Annotated in this window: 12 protein-coding genes; 5 read left to right on the forward strand and 7 right to left on the reverse strand. The window is 43.6% G+C overall.

Annotated features, from left to right (window positions below):
- Positions 1 to 28: 28 nt before the first annotated feature.
- The 5 genes from OO778_RS06765 to OO778_RS06785 form a co-directional block, all read right to left on the reverse strand.
- Positions 29 to 1,027 (reverse strand): substrate-binding domain-containing protein, encoded by a 999-nt coding sequence (locus tag OO778_RS06765; RefSeq protein WP_118120994.1) that lies wholly within the window; start codon positions 1,025 to 1,027, stop codon positions 29 to 31.
- Positions 1,028 to 1,284: 257 nt separating this feature from the next.
- A complete protein-coding gene (locus OO778_RS06770; protein WP_264911114.1) occupies positions 1,285 to 2,292 on the reverse strand; it encodes a substrate-binding domain-containing protein in 1,008 nt (335 codons plus the stop codon).
- A 178-nt stretch (positions 2,293 to 2,470) separates the two neighbouring features.
- Positions 2,471 to 5,560 (reverse strand): beta-galactosidase, encoded by a 3,090-nt coding sequence (locus OO778_RS06775; RefSeq protein ID WP_264911115.1) that lies wholly within the window; start codon positions 5,558 to 5,560, stop codon positions 2,471 to 2,473.
- Between the two features lie 82 nt (positions 5,561 to 5,642).
- On the reverse strand, positions 5,643 to 6,518 hold the full coding sequence (locus OO778_RS06780; RefSeq protein ID WP_264911117.1) for a MalM family protein: 876 nt from the start codon (positions 6,516 to 6,518) through the stop codon (positions 5,643 to 5,645).
- A gap of 70 nt (positions 6,519 to 6,588) precedes the next feature.
- Positions 6,589 to 7,830, reverse strand: a complete 1,242-nt coding sequence (locus OO778_RS06785; protein WP_264911118.1) for a carbohydrate porin — start codon at positions 7,828 to 7,830, stop codon at positions 6,589 to 6,591.
- Positions 7,831 to 8,599: 769 nt separating this feature from the next.
- Here OO778_RS06785 and OO778_RS06790 point away from each other — a divergent pair.
- Positions 8,600 to 10,720, forward strand: a complete 2,121-nt coding sequence (locus OO778_RS06790) for an alpha-galactosidase (protein ID WP_264911119.1) — start codon at positions 8,600 to 8,602, stop codon at positions 10,718 to 10,720.
- 361 nt (positions 10,721 to 11,081) lie between these two features.
- Positions 11,082 to 12,455: a melibiose:sodium transporter MelB gene (melB, locus tag OO778_RS06795; RefSeq protein WP_264911121.1), complete on the forward strand. Its 1,374-nt coding sequence runs from the start codon at positions 11,082 to 11,084 to the stop codon at positions 12,453 to 12,455.
- Between the two features lie 874 nt (positions 12,456 to 13,329).
- Here the strand turns inward: melB and OO778_RS06800 are convergent.
- The gene (locus OO778_RS06800) at positions 13,330 to 13,722 is read right to left on the reverse strand and encodes a hypothetical protein (protein ID WP_264911123.1); all 393 of its coding nucleotides are present in this window, start codon (positions 13,720 to 13,722) and stop codon (positions 13,330 to 13,332) included.
- A gap of 1,096 nt (positions 13,723 to 14,818) precedes the next feature.
- On the opposite strand from OO778_RS06800, the gene OO778_RS06805 reads away from it, so the two are divergent.
- The 3 genes from OO778_RS06805 (at position 14,819) to ltrA (ending at position 18,920) form a co-directional block, all read left to right on the forward strand.
- A complete protein-coding gene (locus OO778_RS06805) occupies positions 14,819 to 15,367 on the forward strand; it encodes an SLATT domain-containing protein (protein ID WP_069533692.1) in 549 nt (182 codons plus the stop codon).
- An 11-nt stretch (positions 15,368 to 15,378) separates the two neighbouring features.
- A complete protein-coding gene (locus OO778_RS06810; RefSeq protein WP_069493692.1) occupies positions 15,379 to 16,713 on the forward strand; it encodes a reverse transcriptase/maturase family protein in 1,335 nt (444 codons plus the stop codon).
- Between the two features lie 734 nt (positions 16,714 to 17,447).
- The gene (gene ltrA, locus OO778_RS06815; protein ID WP_264909311.1) at positions 17,448 to 18,920 is read left to right on the forward strand and encodes a group II intron reverse transcriptase/maturase; all 1,473 of its coding nucleotides are present in this window, start codon (positions 17,448 to 17,450) and stop codon (positions 18,918 to 18,920) included.
- A gap of 193 nt (positions 18,921 to 19,113) precedes the next feature.
- Here the strand turns inward: ltrA and OO778_RS06820 are convergent, their stop codons facing one another.
- Positions 19,114 to 19,614, reverse strand: a complete 501-nt coding sequence (locus tag OO778_RS06820; RefSeq protein WP_264911129.1) for a hypothetical protein — start codon at positions 19,612 to 19,614, stop codon at positions 19,114 to 19,116.
- Positions 19,615 to 19,666: the final 52 nt, after the last annotated feature.

Raw genomic sequence — 19,666 nt, forward strand, 5'->3', positions numbered from 1 at the left:
TGATTCGTAGCTAATTAGATATAGACAATCAACAACGCTCAACAGAATTTCTGCGCACTAATGTTGGGCTGAAAATAATAGTTTCATCTTCAACCTGTTCATCACGTGACAGTGCTAAAGCTAAGCGAGCAGCACGTTCAGCCATCATCTCGATTGGATAGCGAACTGTGGTGAGGCGAGGATGAACAAAGCGTGCAATTAAGCCATCATCAAACCCCACCATCGATATCTTACTGGGTACTTCAATGCCGTTTTGATCTAATGCTGACAACGCACCCGCTGCCATATAGTCGTTGTAGGCGACAACGCCAGTCATCTCCAAAGATTTGGTTAACAGATTCGTCATCGCAACTTCACCGCCATCACTGTTTGGCTCACCGTACTCGATATAATTTTTTGATAGCTCAATGCCATGTTCTTTTAGTGCATCCAGATAACCTTGCAGGCGTTCATCTGTATCTTCAATATCCTGAGTTGAGGCGATACAAGCTATTTTTCGATGCCCGTGACGAATCAAATATTCCGTTGCTAAGAATGCGCCTTTGCGGTTATCAAGGGAAATACAACGATTGGCTAACTCGGGAATATTCCGATTGATCAGCACCATGCTTTTTACCTCTTTGGCGTAACCAATCAGTTCTTTATCAGACAGTCCTTTGGAGTGGATGACGATTGCATCACAACGACTATTGATTAGCAATTCCAGGGCTTGGCGCTCATCTTCAGGATTGTGGTAACCGTTACCAATAAGGATATGTTTGCCATTTTCACGCGCGACGTTATCGACTGATTTGACCAGTGTACCGAAGAATGGGTCGGACACATCACTGACTAACACACCCATCGTATCAGTGCTTTGGCTTACCAGTGCACGGGCTGCTGCATTGGGTCGGTAGCCTAACTTGCCCATCGCTTTGGTCACAGCATCGATTGATGATTGACTTGCTTTAGGTGACTTGTTTAACACACGTGAAACGGTTGCGACCGAAACTCGTGCTTCTTTCGCCACATCCTTAATCGTTGCCATATAGAACCTTTAGTGGTTAAAAATTTTAACTGGAAGTATGAAACCCCGTTATGTAACAACTTAAATTAACCAGTAGGTTTGGGTTGTAAGCTTTGGATTTTATCACTTATATTTTAAATAGCTAATGTTGTGGTAGCGTTTACATTATAGTGTCGGTGAAAAGTAAATCTTGATCACTTTTCAGGTATATGAGGTCATGTTAAGTAGAGATAAGTACGAAAAAGAGTGATCAACATTGATGAAATTGCTCGGTGATATTAGCTCTCTATGCAGCTTACAGAAGAGCGCTTCACTAATATTGGTATAAACAGTTTAAATTCTGTACTTTCTATGGATTCCTTGTTGATTAACTTCAGCGAAAGCTTTACAGCTTCGTTTGCCATAACCTGAATCGGGTAACGGATAGTCGTAAGGCGAGGGTATATGTAACGCGCGATGTGACCATCATCGAAACCAATTACAGACATATCTTCGGGGATGCGAATGCCATTCTCTTGTAGCAGAGTCATACAGCCTGCAGCCATGTAATCGTTGTAGGTAGCGACGGCAGTGATTGGAAGGTTCTTCGCCACTAGATTCACCATGGCTTGCTCACCACCGGTTTCATCGGGTTCGCCATATTCAATATATTCTTCACGGATTTCGAGGCCATTGTCACGCAGAGCGTCCAGATAACCTTCTCGTCTGTCGCGAGCATCTTCAATATCGTGACTGGAGCAAATGTAGCCGATATGCCTGTGACCATTACGAATCAAATGCTCGGTAGCGATGTAAGAGCCTTTACGGTTATCTAATGCAATACAGCGAGAGGCAATCTCCGGAACAATACGGTTGATTAACACCATACCCGGAATTTCCTTTGCTAACTTGCAGAGCTCTGGGTCGCTCATCCCTTTACTGTGAACGACTAAAGACTCACATTGGCTGTTAATCAGTAAGTTTATTGCGTTCCGCTCTTTGGTCGCATCGTGATAGCCACTGCCGATGAGAAGTTGTTTTTCTTGTTCACTAGCGATGGTATCGATGGCTTTAACCATCGTGCCAAAGAAAGGGGCGGAAACGTCGTTGACTAACACCCCAATCGCATTCGAAGATTTACTGACCAAAGCTCGAGCATTGGCATTCGGACGATAACCCAGTTTTTCCATCGCTTCTTTCACTGCAACAATGGCAGCTTCACTGGTGTGAGGGGCGTTATTTATAACGCGTGATGCGGTAGCAATCGAAACACCGGCTTCTTTTGCGACGTCTTTAATGGTAGCCATAGGGAACTCAGAATCTTTAATTTCAGCTATTTAACTATGAAGGCAGTAGGAACTCAATTAGTGAGATAAGAATAGTGACGGTGTTTAAAGGTTTTGTACTGATTACTGGGTGATTTGAATAAAAAACCCCCAAACCAGAGTTTGGGGATTGACACGATAAAGGGTCTAGATCGGCTTATTAAGCGGGCTGAAACGATACTCGGTATGCATAGTGATTGTCTGTAAGCTGGAACTTCTTATGTACACTCGGGCTCCAAGAGTCATCACCACCTACACCCATATGTTTGTGATCCAGGCGCAGATAAACCTGTTCTTCTTTGTCTATTTCATTGGTGTGCTTCGCTTCTGCCAAAGCGTGCTGTGCATATTGGCTAACGCTAAACTGAAAATCACCAGAAATGATCAGCTCGTTAATTTCTAAATTCCGGGTACCACAGCGCAAGCCACTGTCGGTAGGAAAAATATAAGGTGTGTGCATTTGGTCCAATGTTTGAGTATGAAGACCGAATCGCGCAGCAGCTAAACGATCCGGATAGTTCTCAAACGGACCTAAACCTTGCCACGTTACCGTGGTATTTTGCTCTTGTAGTGGCAATTGCATTTCCAAACCAATACGTGGCATAGGCGGTAAGTTATCCGCTAGTTTAACCTCCACGTCCAGTTGCATTTTGCCATCATTGTTTAGGGTATGAACCCAGGTTGTGATAGCCTGCACGTCTCCATTGAAGTGGTAGGCATAGATAGAGGTCACTTGTACGGCCTGCTCAAGTGTCTCGCTTTGGCAGGAGACACATTCACGTTCCCACTGACCAATACCAGCCATGTCCCATCGGCATATCCAAGCGTTAGGATCGACGTTGTCAACTTCACTGACGCCAATGTCGTTATCCAGCGGAGCACGGAAGAAGTTGTCTTGCGGCGCTGCCAGCATCTGCGCTTTGCCTTCTACTTGCCAATCAACCAGTAAGCCAGTATGGCGATCCCAGCGCCATTGATACTTCTCGTCTGAGCTAACCACCAAAATTGCGTTATCTTGTTGAATCAAAGACGGAATTAGTTTGGGTTCCAGTTTAGGTATCACCAGACCCGCGTAGTTACGCACAGAAAATTGTTCTGTCGCGCAAACATGACCCGCAGGAGCCCATGGTGTCTCTTTGATTAAGGTAATGTCCGTGTTTAAGTGATACACAGCGCCTGCTTTTGGTTCGAAGCTTAGTTCGATTTCCAACAGGGCTTGGCTATTGGCTTCGATATTAAGCTGTGCTGAGCCAGACTTAATCACTTTGCCGTCTTCCAATAGTGACCAGTTCAGCTGTTCATTATCTGTGGAGCGGAAAAGGTTTTCATTGTTGACTAGCAGATTACAACGCTCTTTTGTTTGCTCTTGGAGAGATACTGTGATCATGCGCTGGCAATATTTTGCTTCTTCTAATGCTGGATGCACGGTGCGATCAGGGAATATCAGCCCGTTAATACAAAACTGGCGGTCATTAATTTCATCGCCGAAGTCACCGCCGTATGCCCAGAAGTGCTTGCCATTTTCATCCCACTGACTCAAGCCTTGGTCTACCCAATCCCAGATGAAGCCGCCTTGTAGGCGAGGAAACTCGCGGAAAGCATCCCAGTATTCGTTAAAGCTACCTAAACTGTTGCCCATCGCATGAGCGTATTCACATAAGATAAGAGGACGTGTTTCATTTGGTAATGAAATCCATTTTTTGATCGGCCACTTAGGTACCGCTTCGTCTTCGATTACTGTATTAACACGTGCATACATTGGCGCAATGATGTCGGTAGCCGTAGTATTTGAGCCGCCACCTTCGTACTGGATAGGACGTGATGGGTCGTAGTGCTTAGACCAAGCGTACATGGCGTTATGGTTGCTGCCATGACCAGATTCATTACCCAAAGACCAGATAATGATAGATGCGTGGTTCTTATCGCGCATGACCATTTGCGTGTAGCGGCTCATGTAGGCGTTTGCCCACTGAGGATCGCTCGACAGACGGTTCATCGGCTGCATGCCATGAGTCTCAATGTTTGCTTCATCACATACATATAAGCCGTATTGGTCACACAACTCGTACCAACGAGGGTGGTTCGGGTAGTGGGAAGTACGTACCGCATTAAAGTTATGCTGTTTCATTAAGCAGATGTCGCGAACCATGTCTTCCTCGGTCATCACATGTCCGAGCTCGGGGTGATGTTCATGGCGGTTCACGCCGCGAATCAACAGTGGTTGACCATTTAACTTCAGTTGCCCATCGGTGATCTCAACTTTACGGAAACCTACCTGATAGGCTTCGCTTTCCAGATGTGTGCCGTTTTCGTCCAGTAGAGAGACAACAAGGCGATATAGGTTTGGTGTTTCTGCTGTCCACTTTTGCGGATCATTAACGTGCAGGGTTTGAAACACAACGTCATTCCATGAACCGCGCTCGTCAATCCGGCGATTATTTGGCGTGTCGATACGAGGTTTCGTGACGGCTTGCTCGCCATCAAATAACTGAACCTGAACTTGGTATGTGTCTGGCGCTGAAATATGGGTCACGACAGATAAAGAACCATCGCGATAGCAGGCGTCCAGATCCGGAGTGATGAACACATCTTCAATACAGTGTTGTGGTTTAGATAACAAAGTCACATCGCGGAAAATGCCGCTTAACCACCACATATCCTGATCTTCTAAGTAGCTACCATCACACCAGCGGATCACCATGACTGCGAGACTATTCTCTCCTGCGACCAAATGAGGTGTGAGGTCGAATTCAGCTGGAAGGCGGCTATCTTGGCTGTAGCCAACCCATTTACCGTTACACCATAAATGGAAAGCTGAGTTAACGCCGTCAAAAATGATGCGTTGTGTATTTGTAAGTTCTTCTTCAGTAACAGAAATCGTTGTGCGGTAACATCCAGTTGGGTTGTCTGCTGGTACAAACGGAGGTTTCACCTCAAATGGATATTTGACGTTGGCGTAAATAGGCTTGTCGTAACCTTGCATCTGCCAGTTTGAAGGAACAGTAATGTCATCCCAATGGGTATCATTGAAGTGTGTTTCGATGAACTCACCGTCGACCTGCTCTGGCGCTTCGAACAGCTTAAACTTCCACTGACCATTGAGAGATTGTCGCTGAGCTTGAATATCGTCACGGGCATGGTCAATATTGCGATAGCTAGAAAGCGGACTATGTGCTTTCATGCAGTGAATGTTCACTGATTGTGGGTTTTCCCAATCGCGTCGTTGAATAATATCTGAAAATGCCATCATGTTTCCTACTTAATTTTTTATAACTAATCTTGTTTCACTACGTCCATCACGCGCGTAATGATAAATCTCTGTATTTGTCTCGCTATTTAGCTAGCTGCTGCACGAGATAGTCTTTTGCTTGGGTAATGCCTTGCTCTTCGGCTTTATTTGCGGTTTCTGCTGCTTGTTTTACGTTGTTCTCTTCCAGAGCTGCATCAATTTGTTCACGGTAGTGCGACCAAGCTTGTGGTGATTCTGATACTGACCCGTGTGAAACTTCCACTTGTTGTTGAGCATCAGGATTCTTGCCGAGCTCTGCCAAGAGTGTCAGTACCGCATTGTTGTCCGACGCACTGGTGGTAACGTCAATTACGCCAAAAGGTTGGTATTCCGCCGTGAGAGGTAATTGCTTGTTGCCAATAATATTTTGTGAATCTGCATAGACTTGTTCAGGATGAATGCGTGTTAATTCCGTACCAAGCAGGGCATTATCTGAAGCAATAACAATGTATTTCGCGCCATTAAGTTGTGGATTAATAGTGACGACTCTCTCAATACGTTCTAATCCACGTATCCCTGTCGTTTGGTAGTCGAAAGTTTCAGCTGAGTAGCTGGAAATTAGCTGCCAATTTCCGTCATAAATGTGAATGTTCGCAGCAAATAGTGCATTGTTATCGATATAAGAACGAACTAATAGCGAGAAAGGCGTATCCGCTGTAATTCGGTAGCTCGTTACAGGAAGTGCTTGTGAAGAAGCGGTTTCTGAACCCGATAAAACCGCGCTACTCAATGTTGGCAAATTGGCGTCCATAACGACTTGCTGGTGGAAAGGCGTCGACAATGCCGTCAGAGGTAACGCATCTAATGCTGAGCAGCACGCCTGCGTGTTCAAATCAGTATTAAAAGCTTGTTCTGGTAAGCTACTGCATGCGCCAAGAGACAGTGCCATGAGTAGAGTTGCCAACGGTTTTAGTTTCATCGGTTTTGTCCTTTTACGGGGTGAGCATATCTCTCACCCCATTGCGTTCAAAAATAGTAGCTTTGGTGCATTACCACCATGTTTCGACGTTAAAGCCGAATGTCACTTCATCTACGTCGCTCTTGCTTATGCTTTGTGAGTCGCCATAAACGTCACCGCCGCGGTTCCATTCATCGGTTTTTTCTGAGTATGTTGCGAATAAACGTAGAGATGGACGAGCCCAAACCCCTTTGCCAGCCTGGAACATCTGCGCCAGCGTGACTTTGTACATATCGTTTGTGCCGGCACCGTTTTGTGCTTCTACTGACTCGTAACCCACTTCCAGTGCAGTCGCCATATATTCTGTCCAACTGTATTGAGGTCGGGCACCTACGCTGAACCACTTTTCGCCTTCGTTGTTATCCAGGTTATTGTCTTGGTAGGCGATGGAGTACATCACTTGGAAATCTTCGTTGACGTTCAGATCACCAGAGTTAAAAATTCGCCAGCTGTAACCATCGTGTTCGACACCAGTGCTGTATTTACGATTAGAACCACCTTCCGCACTCATTAAACCACCCGCAAGCGCGTCAGTGCCGTATTGGAACGCAAACGTGTTTGAACCATAGTTCCAGGCTTGACGATAAAGGGCAGAAAACATGGCGCCAGAGGTGGTGATGTCACTTTCGTCGTAGCTTGAGTTTTGGGTGAAGACATAATTCAGACCAAAGGTAAGATCCGCGCTGTCGCTTAATTCGATTCCGCTCAAGCGAGCATCCAGGTTGTGTAAGCTGCGTCCATCTGCACTCGAATTTGGCGCCATCCACGCAAAATGGCCTTTAGCAAAACCGAGATCCCAGTTTTCAATACCGATACCAGTGCTTGAGGTATCCCAGTATTTAATGTCGATCATGTGCACTTCATGACGGCGGTAGAAACGTTCACCCGCCCAGATGGAAGCGTCAGCTTGGCCGTCAAACAGTCCGTAACCGGCTGACCACATTTGGATCACACTCACGTCACCCCAGCTTTCGCCACTGCCCAGGTAAAGGGTGGTATCAAAGTGCGCATCGCCTTGCTGCCATACGTCAGCTTTTACACCCGCTTCCCACCAGTTCAGCTCATTACCCAAGCGGTAGTTACCATAACCTTGGCCAGCACGAATCACGTCGTTACGTTCGCCTTTACCATCGTTGTGTTCGTCGTTATCGGTGTAGATATTGCCCCATTTGGCGTAGCCAAAGTAAGTCACGTTTTCCACTGCAGCCATACTAGCAAGCGGTGCTAAGGCAAGGGTTAACCCAAGCGCTCTCACAAGCGTCTTTTGTTTCATGAAGTGTCTCCATTCTATTTTTATTTATGGATTTATTTTTTATTTGAGTCCTAACTCGCGAGCAGTATAAAGAAACTCTGGAAACGTTTTCATGATGAGGTTGGCATTTTTGTTCTGAACAGGGCTTGCTTGTTATTTTGTGTGATTTATATCACTTTATTGGCTTATTTTAATGGGGTTTCGACGTATTTTATGTGGAATCGTTTACGGGTTGAGGCGTATGTTGCTTGGGTTGTTAGGAAGACAAGTTATCAGGGGGGGGCGAGTGCAATAGGATGAAAGAGAGCCCAACTGAACTCAATTGGGCATATGAGACAAGGAAGTATAAACAACAAGTCGTTCGCGGCGTAATGCACACGGCGGCGCGCTGAATTGTCAAGCTGGGATATAAAGTTAGGACCCAAGAGAGACACTTCATTATGAATCTCGAAGCATTAAGAATACGAGTGTCGCTTGATCACTGCAAGAGTTTGAAGGTTTAACTGCGTGGTCTTTAGGCTTATTTGCATATTTGTTTGTAAGTTATATGGATTTTTTTTGCTTTAATTACAATTGGTTATTGTATTTTTTTTGTCCAATTTCACAACAATAAAATCTTACATTCTCTTTCTGATTTGAGTTAAATGTAAGAGGGTATTAGGCCAAATGACGCTCGCCTCAGTATGAAAAATTTATTTGTAAACGTTTCCATGATTTGGGACTGGCTCACAGATTATTTTGTTCTTTTCATTATGATGCGACGTAAATTTCAGTTTCAAGGTAAGACAAGATGACGGACAAAACGCTGATTGAGCTAGCAGGTACACAGACTCAACTGATCGTAGAGTTGGGTGAGTATGCGGAGATCCTGCATTGGGGACAGAAGGTAAGCGGTGATCTGGAAGGTTATCGTGTCACTCTGCAACGCCCGGTACCTTATGGACGTTTAGATAAAGACGTATCCATGACTCTGAATCCTGAGCTTGGTCGCGGAGTGTTCAGTAGCCCAGGGGTGGAAGGTCATCGCGATGGGCAGGATTGGGCGCCCGTATTTGTCATTACCCGAATCGAACCGAGTACAAATTGCATTGCTATCGAGAGTGAAGACTCTATTGCTGGCCTGCGCTTAAAGACCATTTTGCAGATGGATGAGCATGATGTGGTCAAGACCCGTCACACGCTAACCAACATCAAAGCGGGGACGTATCATGTCAATCGTCTTGCTAATACACTTCCGTTGCCAGCGAGAGCAAATGAGTTGATGACGTATTACGGACGCTGGGTACATGAGTTCCAGACTGTCCGTCAACCTTTAACTCAGGGGGGATACCAACAAGAAAACCGCCGCGGTCGTACCTCTCATGAGCATTACCCTGCACTTGTTGCTGGTACGGCTCACTTTGATGAAATGAATGGTGACGTATGGGGATTCCACTTTGCCTGGAGTGGAAACCACAGATTGCGCGCGGATGTGAAAGCTGATGGACGCCGCTACATGCAGGCAGAGGTGATTTATCTACCGGGTGAAGTAGCGCTGGAAGAAGGTGAAAGCGTGATTACGCCTTGGCTGTACGCAAGCCACAGCAGTGCAGGTTTGAATGGCATGAGCCATCACTTCCATTCTCACGTTCGCGATGCGATTTTGCCAAGCAACTTTAGCGACAAGCCTCGTCCGATTCACTTGAATACATGGGAAGGTATTTACTTCGACCATGATCCGCAATACATCATGTCGATGGCCACTCAATCGGCAGAAATGGGGGTAGAGCGATTCATTATTGATGACGGCTGGTTCAAAGGTCGCAATGGCGACAAAGCAGGGTTAGGGGATTGGTTCTTATGTGAATCCAAGTATCCAAATGGTTTGCAACCGATTGTTGACCACGTAAATGTACTAGGTATGGAGTTTGGTTTGTGGTTCGAACCAGAAATGATCAACAAAGATTCTGACTTGTACCGCATGCATCCAGATTGGTTACTTGCAGTCGATGGATACGATCAGCCGACAGGTCGCAACCAGTATGTGATTAACCTGCAAAATGGTGATGCCTTTAACTTCTTGTTCGAAAGATTGGATCACTTCCTGTCAACTTACAACATTGCTTATATCAAGTGGGACATGAACCGTGAAGTTGTTCAGCCTGGTCACCTTGGTCGAGCGGCAGCGCACAATCAAACTCGACGCTACTATGAGTTAGTGGATAAAGTACGTGAAAAACATCCACAAGTTGAGATCGAATCTTGTGCGGCTGGTGGCGGCCGTATTGATTATGAAGTACTAAAGCGTACCCATCGTTTCTGGGCTTCAGACAACAATGACGCGCTTGAACGTCAAACCATTCAACGCGGTATGAGCTACTTCTTCCCACCTGAAGTGATGGGAAGCCATATCGGAGCCAGTCATTGTCACAGTACGCGTCGTCGTCACAGTATTGAATTTCGCGGGCTAACCGCTCTGTTTGGTCACATGGGTATCGAGCTCGATCCAGTGAAAGAAGAACAACAAGAAAAGCAGGGGTTTGAGCGTTACATCAGGCTACACAAAGTATTGCGTCCGTTGCTACACAGTGGCAGAACATGGCGAGTACCAACGGATGATAAAGCACATCAAATCCATGCAGTTGTTTCCGAGGATCAATCCGAGGCCGTGGTAATGATCGCTCAGCTTGCTATGCCGACCAATTCACTCAGTGGTCATTTACGAGTTCCTGGGTTGGATCCTGAGGGGATATATCGCGTTTCTGTGTTAGATAAGCCTTCGAATTACGATGATATCGTTAATTATCAGCCCCCATGGACAGAGTCCGATTGCGAACTCTCCGGTTCTTGGTGTGCCGAAGTGGGATTAACCATGCCTATTTTAGATGCTGAAACGGCGATGTTGGTGAAGTTTGAACGCGTAAACGCATAACACCGCATCGCCAGATCTTAATTTATTTTAAATTTTATTAATTCATGCCGTACAGACGTAAAGTTTGTGCGGCTTTTTGCGTTATCTTAAAAACGTATCCATGAGGTTTCTTTATTGTTTTTATTTATAAGTTATTGATTAATATCTGATAAATTAACTGGTCACTTAAATGAAAAGACAAAATTATTGCTCTATGTCTCATTTTGAAAACTTGACTGTAAACGTTTCCATTAAGTTGTTATGGATCACAGTAAGGCATTATGTGTGTGAGTAACATTATCATCGAAATATAAATACAATACGCCGACGTTATGGATTCTAGTTAGGGGAATACATGGCAGTACGGCACTAAGGAACGATTATGTCTGATAAAATAACGCTACAGACCAAGGCTTCATACGGTCTTGGTGCACTTGGTAAAGACTTTGCCTGTGCTCCTATCTATATCTTCTTAATGTTTTACTTTACTGATGTGGCAGGTTTGTCTGCAGCATTTGTTGGTACTATCTTTCTGGCCGCTCGTATCGTAGATGCAATCACCGACCCGATGATGGGCGTGATTGTTGATAACACCCGCTCTCGATTCGGTAAATTCCGCCCATGGATTGTGATCGGCACGTTATTAAACGCGGTTGTGTTGGTTGGTCTTTTCAGTACTCACATGTTTGAAGGTACGGCACTGTATATCTATGCCGCGGCGGCTTATATCTTGTGGGGTCTAACCTACACCATCATGGACATCCCTTATTGGTCAATGATTCCAGCGCTATCTAGCTCTCGCGAGGAACGAGAAAAGTTAGTCGTTTGGCCGCGTTTATTCGCTAGTCTTGCTTGGTTCATCACTGGTACTTATGGCTTACACATTGTGGGTAAGTTAGGTAACGGCAACCAAGGTGATGGTTTCTTTAACGTGGCAATGCTGATTGCGGTACTGTTTGTTATGAGTGCATTCCTGATTGCGCGTAACGTAAAAGAAAAGGCTGCACCTACAAGCTCAAAAACTGCAGAAAAATTTAACTTCAAAGATGTGCTGGCCATTATTGGTAAAAACGACCAGTTAAAAGCTCTGATCGGTACGGTTCTTTCATTCCAAATCGCAAACCTTTTGGTTGGTGGCTTTGCAATTTACTACTTCTCTTACGCGTTGGGTGATGCTGAATTGTTCCCCGTGTACATGATGGTAGCAGGTGTGGCTGAAGTTGCTGGTGTATTCTTATTTCCTCGTATTGCAGCGGCTCTTCCACGTAAAAACTTATGGCTCATCGCATGTGGTTTTCCTGTTGTTTCTTGTGTACTACTGCTCGTTATGGGTTTTGTTGCTCCAGCGAATGCGCTCATGATTGGTATGGCTGGTGCTGCGATTAAGTTTGGTGTGGGCATTGCAAACGCACTGCAAACGGTAATGCTGGCTGACGTCGTTGACTATGGTGAGCACAAAACAGGCCGTCGTAGTGAAAGTGTTATTTTCTCAGTACAAACCATGCTGGTGAAATTCGCGGGTGCAGCTGGTGGTTTCATTGTTGGTGTCGGTCTATCGATTGTTGGCTATGTACCAAACGTTGAACAATCAGAAAGCACGATTATGGGGCTTGAATTTATGATGATTGGTTTGCCTGCAATCATGATGATCATCAGCGGTATTATTTATCGACGTTACTACCGCTTACACGAAGGCTTTATTAAAGAAGAGCCTCACTCAAATGGACGCGTTGAAAGTGTTTCAGTAGAAGCTTAGTCTTTTCAAAGTACTGTTGACGAAAAGTTTATAGTTATAACGGGAGGCTATTTAGCCTTCCGTTTCTTTAGATGCGTTATGCCTTTGTTGTAATGACCCATTTGTTAAAATGGAATGAATTAGCAAATATCAAGGCCTGTAGTGGTACGGAGTAGCAATTTCTATATGGCCTCCATTTCTGTTGTTTAGTTTATCCTTGTCGATTAATTAAACTGATTCTAATTAACTGAACGGCAGTCTGCATATCAACCTACGAAGTCTTGGAATTTTCCGCTAAAGAGGATTGCTGGTAATTACGGTGCAGTCTAATCGTGCTCGAACGTAATTTGACTTACATTTTCCGATGTCTGCAAAGTCATCTTAGTATTGTAAGGACTCACTAGCCTCTTGTTGGATGTGAAAGTTGGGAGCTGGTCAAGTTGATTATTTGAATTGATAATAGCTACAACAATCATGACTGACGTGGTTTGGCCCACACTCTAAAATCGCATTTTATTAAAGTCGCCAGCTTTGATTGAACTAAACTCAGGTTATCCGAAGCAGGCAAGGCGAAGACATTCCACAGAAGACATTCCAACGAGCTAGCTCATTTATGCCCCTTTCTGTTGTATCTCCGAATCCAGTATACATTTTGCCAATGTGCGTTTGGCTTACTAAAATTTATACGACGAAGTCTGAATGTTAGACTTTCTAAAATTATGCGCCCTTTTGCAGTCTAATCTCCCATACTTCTAGCTAACATACTGATTATCAATTGAACTACGATAAGAAAGACGAACGCATTATAGAACGATAAAAGACGGCTAAAAGCCGTATAGAGCGTTAGTACGGGCTTGGAATCAAAGGTAATCTGCTTTGGCATCTATAATTTAACTCACTCAATGATTATCTCTCCACTACCACCTTGGCCGTCTCCGCTCGCTTTAAATCGAACTTTGCGACCCTTGTAAATTGCATAGGCAAACAACCCAGTTAATAAGGTAGCAATCCACGCAATAAGCATTAATTCTCCTCCAGTTAGCATTGATTTCATATTGCTGGAGATGATAGATGCGATAGGTGTTGGCTGATTATTCTCAACTTTCTCAAGCTCTGCCTCAACAAGATCCCAGCTCTTGGTATTTCGAAGCCGTTTCCATAGCTTTGAGTTGTGGTCTGGCTTATGATTCTCAAAGCGAATAGTAACTATGTTTCCACGTTTAATGTTTGTATCCAACAATTTAAAGAAATCTGAATCTTCTTCAAATATAAGAACAGCTCTGCTCATCCTAAAAATCCTCAAAAAATGATTACCAGCTCAGTGGTAAGCTCGATAGTCGGTTTTGAGTATACAGCCTTTCGCTAGTCATATCTTGCTCTGTGTCATAACGCACTGCAAGTATATGTCTTTTAGTTTCTTTCTGGTTTCAACATATGCGGGAGTGTTCGCTCTGATTTCTCTGTTTACGGCTCTAGCTCTTAGGCTATTTCTTTGGTGTTTCTTCATTTTATCGGTTATTTACAAAGCCAGAATTTATTTCGTTTGGTGTGGTAGTCGAACTCCGAGGAGCGAATCCTCTTCTAATTTGAAGCTTGCGAAAGTGGGGCAATTTCATGCGTTTTTATCTAGCCAGCTTTTGTCTCTCAATCGGGGGCACGTTTTGTAGCCGCCCGCCTTACTTTAATGCTCAAAGCCTTTCATATCATGCCAGTTTTCAATATCTTGGAGCGCGTAAATAGAAGAGGCGAATGTACTAACAAGTGATCCGAACCATCAGTATTGGACTCCGAGTTAAGTAAGTTGGACTGCCACCTTTCCCTTGCTCGATCTATCGAGTTTAGTGGAATGGAGGAGCGTACCATCTTATTACCTTCACTGCGGGCACACTAGGGCCTGAGAATTAGGGCCTGAGAATTTGAAACGACTCTTTGCCCCATAATGAGCTACGATAGGTTGAGCGCTCGTTTGGCCAAATGTGATTTAGCCTACTTTATCTTATGTCAACTAGGTGCTAACAGGTTAGCGAGCACAAAGCCAAAAGTTGGTCGGGTTAGATAACTTTGATAGGGATTAGTCATCCGTTAGTTTTGTTCTGGCTACCTAATAAATACTAGAAGTGTGAGACATCATTCTTTATGCTTCTGTAATAGATAACCCTCTAAAAAAGAACTAGTTACTTGCTCAAATGTAGATTCAAATGGTTGTGTGCAACTAGGTTAATTGTTATAGTCACAATGCCCTGCGGTGTGTTATGTTGCAAGCCTCATTGAGGTGATTCTAATCATGAAGTGTTAATTCACTTACTTCCTTTGTGAAGTAGCCCTTTCATCGGGGCGTTAACGGTCTTAATGTTTTCCCGCAGGGCTTTAATTTCGGAGATGACATGGATAAAGACAGTATTTGGTGGACTAGAAAGTCTTGGATAAACGCCGAGTGTAGACTTCTCCGATACGCTACTTGGTCTAATGTTTCTCTATTTTGGTATTCTCTATGTGGTGTTTTTGCTTCTGTATTACTATTAGGAGAAAAGCAAGTTGATGTCATATCTAAAGTCTTTATTTGTTTCTCAGTTTTTGTTTTCTGTGCATCGTTATTTACTTCCCTAGGGCGATATACAGATAGGGCCCGAAAATTCAAACGTGGTTACATAGAACTACAAAAACTCTACTTAGAAGTCAAAGATAAAACCAAATTAAGCGATGAAGATGCGACTAAATATAGCAAAATACTTGATTCTTGCGAAAATTGCTCTTGGCTTGATTTTCTCAACGCAAAAGTTGAAGCTCACAACAATACCAAGGATCGTTCATCCTTGACTTTAAAAGTTGGGAAGAGAGATATCTGCTTGTATTATTTTGTAAGGATTTTTTATTTTTTAGTAATAACCTCCGTACTTGCCGTCCCTGTAATTATCATTTATTTATCTATATAAGTAACAGGCTGATGAATCCAACAATAGCTGAAACATTTACCTCTGATAATTTAAGAGAAATTTACCTTTCTAACTTCGCTTTATCTAAAGTTACTGGAGTTGATAGTATCCTGCCTAAACACTTTTCGAAGAGGCAGAGTCAAGAAATAGACACTATTGTTGTCAAAGTGTTTTTCGAAGAGTACAAGTTTACAAGATATAAAGAGAAACTAATTTCTAAAGGAGCAAATAAGTACCCTAGGCAGATTGCTATTCCAACCCTTAGAGATAGGATTGTATTAAAAGCAGTAAATAACTACTTGCAGAAAAACTTTTCTAGTAATCTAAAAATACAAGTTCCACAGCAAGCTACAAGAGACGTTAAATTAGCGATTGAATCTGGCCTCTATGATACTGTAATAAAGGTCGATATAAAAAATTTTTATCCAACAATCGTCCATCATCATTTAGAAAAATCACTGAAAGAATTGGGTGTAGAAAAGGAGGCAATGACTCTTATTCTAGGTGCTCTTTCCACTGGATTTTACAAAGATCAATCAAACGTAGTTGGCGTTCCTCAAGGATTATCAATATCCAATATTCTTGCAGAAATATACATGATGAAGATTGATGAACTTTTTCAGAGTAAGAATGTTTTTTATAAAAGATATGTTGATGATGTACTCATTTTTTGTAAAGAAGACGAAGCCAACGAGCTTTACAACAATTATATAAATGAGGTAGAGAGGCTTGGTCTTGAGGTGCATAAAGCTGAACCTGATTCAGATAAAACCACAATAAAGCCTATCGATGATGAATTTTCATATCTTGGTTATATATACAACCCTATTAGATACAAAGGTGATGTAACAACCTCTATCAGAGAATCTAGCCGAAGAAGGTTTCAGGATTCTGTTGCGGCTTTGTTCACCTCATATGCGAATGCTGGAAGAAAACGTTCAAAAGCTTTACTTTTTTGGAAGTTAAATTTAAGAATTACGGGTTGTATAGCTAATAATAAGTGTAAAGGTTGGCTGTTTTTTTTCTCGGAAATTGACGATATGAGAATGCTTTTTGAACTGGACAATATGATTAAAAAGTTATGTGAAAGACATCGTATTGAATACAAGATGGTTAAAAAACTCACTCGGGCTATACATGAAATCAAACACAATAAATGGAATAACAACTACTTTCCAAACTTTGATTCATATGATTACAAAAGCATGAAAGAGGTAGTGTCTTATGATAAAGGGATTCCTACGCACAAGTTAAAGCTGACAGATCATGAAATAGCTACCGCTTTTTGGAATATTATTAACCGAGAAGTTAAGTCAATGGAAACAGATATCTCATCATTTTCCTAGTAATGAACTGACCAACAGTAATCTGGATGACCCATGCTTTTTGTTTAGTTAACGAACAGTGGATGAGTGAATGATGCTGCTAGGTTAGAGATTGCTCAATACCAAAAATAATCCGTTGAATGCTAATTTAGAAAAAACACTGACAAGGTTTTGTCCGTGCGACGTGAAGTCGCATGAAGCGCTGTTCACCGCGATAAGAGTGAACCGTTTGTATCACCAGACGACCCTAAGGCTCTGAATAAAGCAGCGAGCCTGACAATGTAACGAAGTTTGGCACTGTGCCAAACGGGAGCAGAACCGTGAGGGAATGCTCCTCCTGATAACCACGAATTGGGTGAGTGCTAGGGAATCAGTATGATGAACGAAAGTGAATCCATGTAAGGTGCGTTATACGTGAAGCAGCGGAAGTGGTTAATACGCTGTGGCCAAACGGCGATGGGAGTAGGAAAGAGGTTGGACAATACTCTTTCGTGATCGATAGGCTCCTCGCACTATAGTGGGCATCTACCCTGATATTGCGCGACATGCGGAACACGGTAAGCCAGTATCGTTCCTTCGGGAAAGCTGTCTGTGAAGAGAGCCGATAGCGGTGCTGGTAAAGGAGGTTGGAAAAAGCGAATGCTGCATTGTAATGATGCAGATACAAACGGATGTTTGACACGAAAGTGTGCCCACTTCCAACTGGTCTCCCATTGCAAGATGATTTGGAAAACTTTATTTAAGAAGGAACGCAGATGATCTCTTCTCATGAAGTGAGTGCCCCTTCTGGCAGCGCCCAATGGCAATCCATCGACTGGAAAGCGGTTGAGCGCCATGTGTTAAGGCTCCAGATGCGCATTGCAAAAGCAATCCGAGAAGGTAAACACGGTAAGGCGAAAGCACTACAGTGGATACTGACTCACTCGAAAGCAGCAAAACTTCTCGCTGTTCGTCGAGTATCACAAAACAAAGGCAGTAAAACGCCAGGAATTGACGGCGACATCTGGAACACCGATGCACGTCGAATGGCGGCAGTCAGCTTACTGATCAGAAAAGGCTATCGAGCTAAACCGCTCAGAAGAATCTATATCCCGAAGAAAAACGGCAAACTTAGACCATTAGGTATCCCGTGTATGATAGACCGAGCGCAACAAGCGTTACATCTTCTAGCACTAGAACCTATATCGGAAACAATTGCCGACCCTAACAGCTATGGCTTTAGACCTAACCGAAGCGCAGCCGATGCAATACAGCAGTGCTTCAAATGCCTGTGCAAAAAGGGAGCAGCACAATGGGTTCTTGAGGGGGATATCAAAGCTTGTTTCGACAAGATAGGTCACCAGTGGCTACTTGATAATGTACCGACAGACAAAAGGATGCTCAAGCAATGGCTGGAATGTGGTTATATAGACAAAGGGCTATTCTACAAAACGGCAGAGGGAACACCACAAGGAGGGATAATTTCACCCACCCTGATGTTGCTCACTCTTGTCGGACTAGAAAAGTTAATTAAGTCTATCGCTCGCAAGACAGGCAGCAGAGTAAACTTTATAGGTTATGCTGACGACTTTGTTATCACGGGGTCTTCAAAGGAAGTCCTAGTGAATGACATTAAGCCGCAACTGATGGCTTTCTTACAAGAAAGAGGTTTAGCGCTTTCTGAAGAGAAAACGCACGTTACTCATATCAATGATGGTTTTGACTTTCTTGGTTTCAACGCCAGAAAGTACAAAGGGAAACTGCTCATTAAACCGAGCAAATCCAACGTATTATCATTCTTACGAAACATGCGTGACCTCATTAGAAAACACGCAACAATCCCAGTAGCCGATCTCATTAAGATGATGAATCCAAAGCTACGAGGATGGGCGAATTACTATCGCCACTGTGTTGCTAAACAAACCTTCGGCTATGTTGGTCATCAGATGTTTCTAGCGTTATGGCGATGGTCAGTCAGGCGTCACCCAAACAAGGGACGTAAATGGATCGCACACAAGTACTTTCTAAACTATCAAGGGCAATGGATTTTCCATGGCTGGTTTAAAAAGGATGGACTGTATGGCGTGATCCGACTGTTTCAAATTGGTCAAGTGCCAATCAAGCGACATGTAAAAATCATGAGTCAAGCGACCCTGTTCGATCCTTTTTGGGAAGGTTTTCTCAATGAACGTAAGGTGAAAAATACAGGTCGTAACTCATGGTTTGATCCTGTCGCCACTGCTTTGTGAGTTGCTGGGTAACAATAACGCCTTAGTGGAGGCTTGAGCCGTATGCAGTGAAAGTTGCACGTACGGTTCTTAGGAGGGCGGCATCTGGTAACAGGTGTCGCCTATCCGACATCTTCGTTTCAGTCTGTTAGACAAACTCTAGTACTCAGTGTTTTTTTATGAGTCAAAAAGGTGAGCCTTAGCTCACCTCTGATTACAGATAAATGTCAGTCACTCCAAGATGGAAGCTTTCCCATTCGGCGAATAGCTTCTTCCTCCCAGAAAGTTGCTTTCTCATAAAGGTATCAACATGTTGGATAAACTCATCACTCTTGACGCTGTAAGTAACAGATTTAGGGTAAGGGTAGCGCGTCCTTGCAGACTTCAATAAACCGTCAATCTGCTTGGGTTTCATGTCCTTTGTGCGTCTTATCCGTTTCATTTTCTCAGCCGGAGCGACGGCTTGATTAACCAAAATATCCTGTTTGATGGCATTAAGTAGATACGCGGCATTCTCAAGTTTGTTTTGCTGTGTCTGCAGTTTTGAGTAAGCTGAGTCATTGCGCTTAACCCACAGATTGTATGCCTTATGGATAACCTTTCTACGGGTATCTAATACGTGCTGCTGAGTTTCTCTCTCCCACAGCGCTACACGCTTGCTCCGACGTTCAGTTTCACCAGTAATATCGTCGAATAAGTCTCGAAAAAATCCCATTTAGCATCCCCCAATAAAAGACAGGCATCGGAATGCCGATACCTGCCGTTTG

Source organism: Vibrio sp. STUT-A16 (assembly GCF_026000495.1).
Taxonomy (GTDB): Bacteria; Pseudomonadota; Gammaproteobacteria; order Enterobacterales; family Vibrionaceae; genus Vibrio; species Vibrio diabolicus.

Excerpts from the sequence above, each read along its gene's own strand:
- OO778_RS06820 (WP_264911129.1), bottom strand. The coding sequence starts at position 19,614 with ATGGGATTTTTTCGAGACTTATTCGACGATATTACTGGTGAAACTGAA.
- OO778_RS06775 (WP_264911115.1), bottom strand. The coding sequence starts at position 5,560 with ATGATGGCATTTTCAGATATTATTCAACGACGCGATTGGGAAAACCCA.
- ltrA (WP_264909311.1), top strand. The coding sequence starts at position 17,448 with ATGATCTCTTCTCATGAAGTGAGTGCCCCTTCTGGCAGCGCCCAATGG.
- OO778_RS06810 (WP_069493692.1), top strand. The coding sequence starts at position 15,379 with ATGAATCCAACAATAGCTGAAACATTTACCTCTGATAATTTAAGAGAA.
- OO778_RS06765 (WP_118120994.1), bottom strand. The coding sequence starts at position 1,027 with ATGGCAACGATTAAGGATGTGGCGAAAGAAGCACGAGTTTCGGTCGCA.
- OO778_RS06790 (WP_264911119.1), top strand. The coding sequence starts at position 8,600 with ATGACGGACAAAACGCTGATTGAGCTAGCAGGTACACAGACTCAACTG.
- OO778_RS06800 (WP_264911123.1), bottom strand. The coding sequence starts at position 13,722 with ATGAGCAGAGCTGTTCTTATATTTGAAGAAGATTCAGATTTCTTTAAA.
- OO778_RS06785 (WP_264911118.1), bottom strand. The coding sequence starts at position 7,830 with ATGAAACAAAAGACGCTTGTGAGAGCGCTTGGGTTAACCCTTGCCTTA.
- melB (WP_264911121.1), top strand. The coding sequence starts at position 11,082 with ATGTCTGATAAAATAACGCTACAGACCAAGGCTTCATACGGTCTTGGT.
- OO778_RS06805 (WP_069533692.1), top strand. The coding sequence starts at position 14,819 with ATGGATAAAGACAGTATTTGGTGGACTAGAAAGTCTTGGATAAACGCC.
- OO778_RS06780 (WP_264911117.1), bottom strand. The coding sequence starts at position 6,518 with ATGAAACTAAAACCGTTGGCAACTCTACTCATGGCACTGTCTCTTGGC.
- OO778_RS06770 (WP_264911114.1), bottom strand. The coding sequence starts at position 2,292 with ATGGCTACCATTAAAGACGTCGCAAAAGAAGCCGGTGTTTCGATTGCT.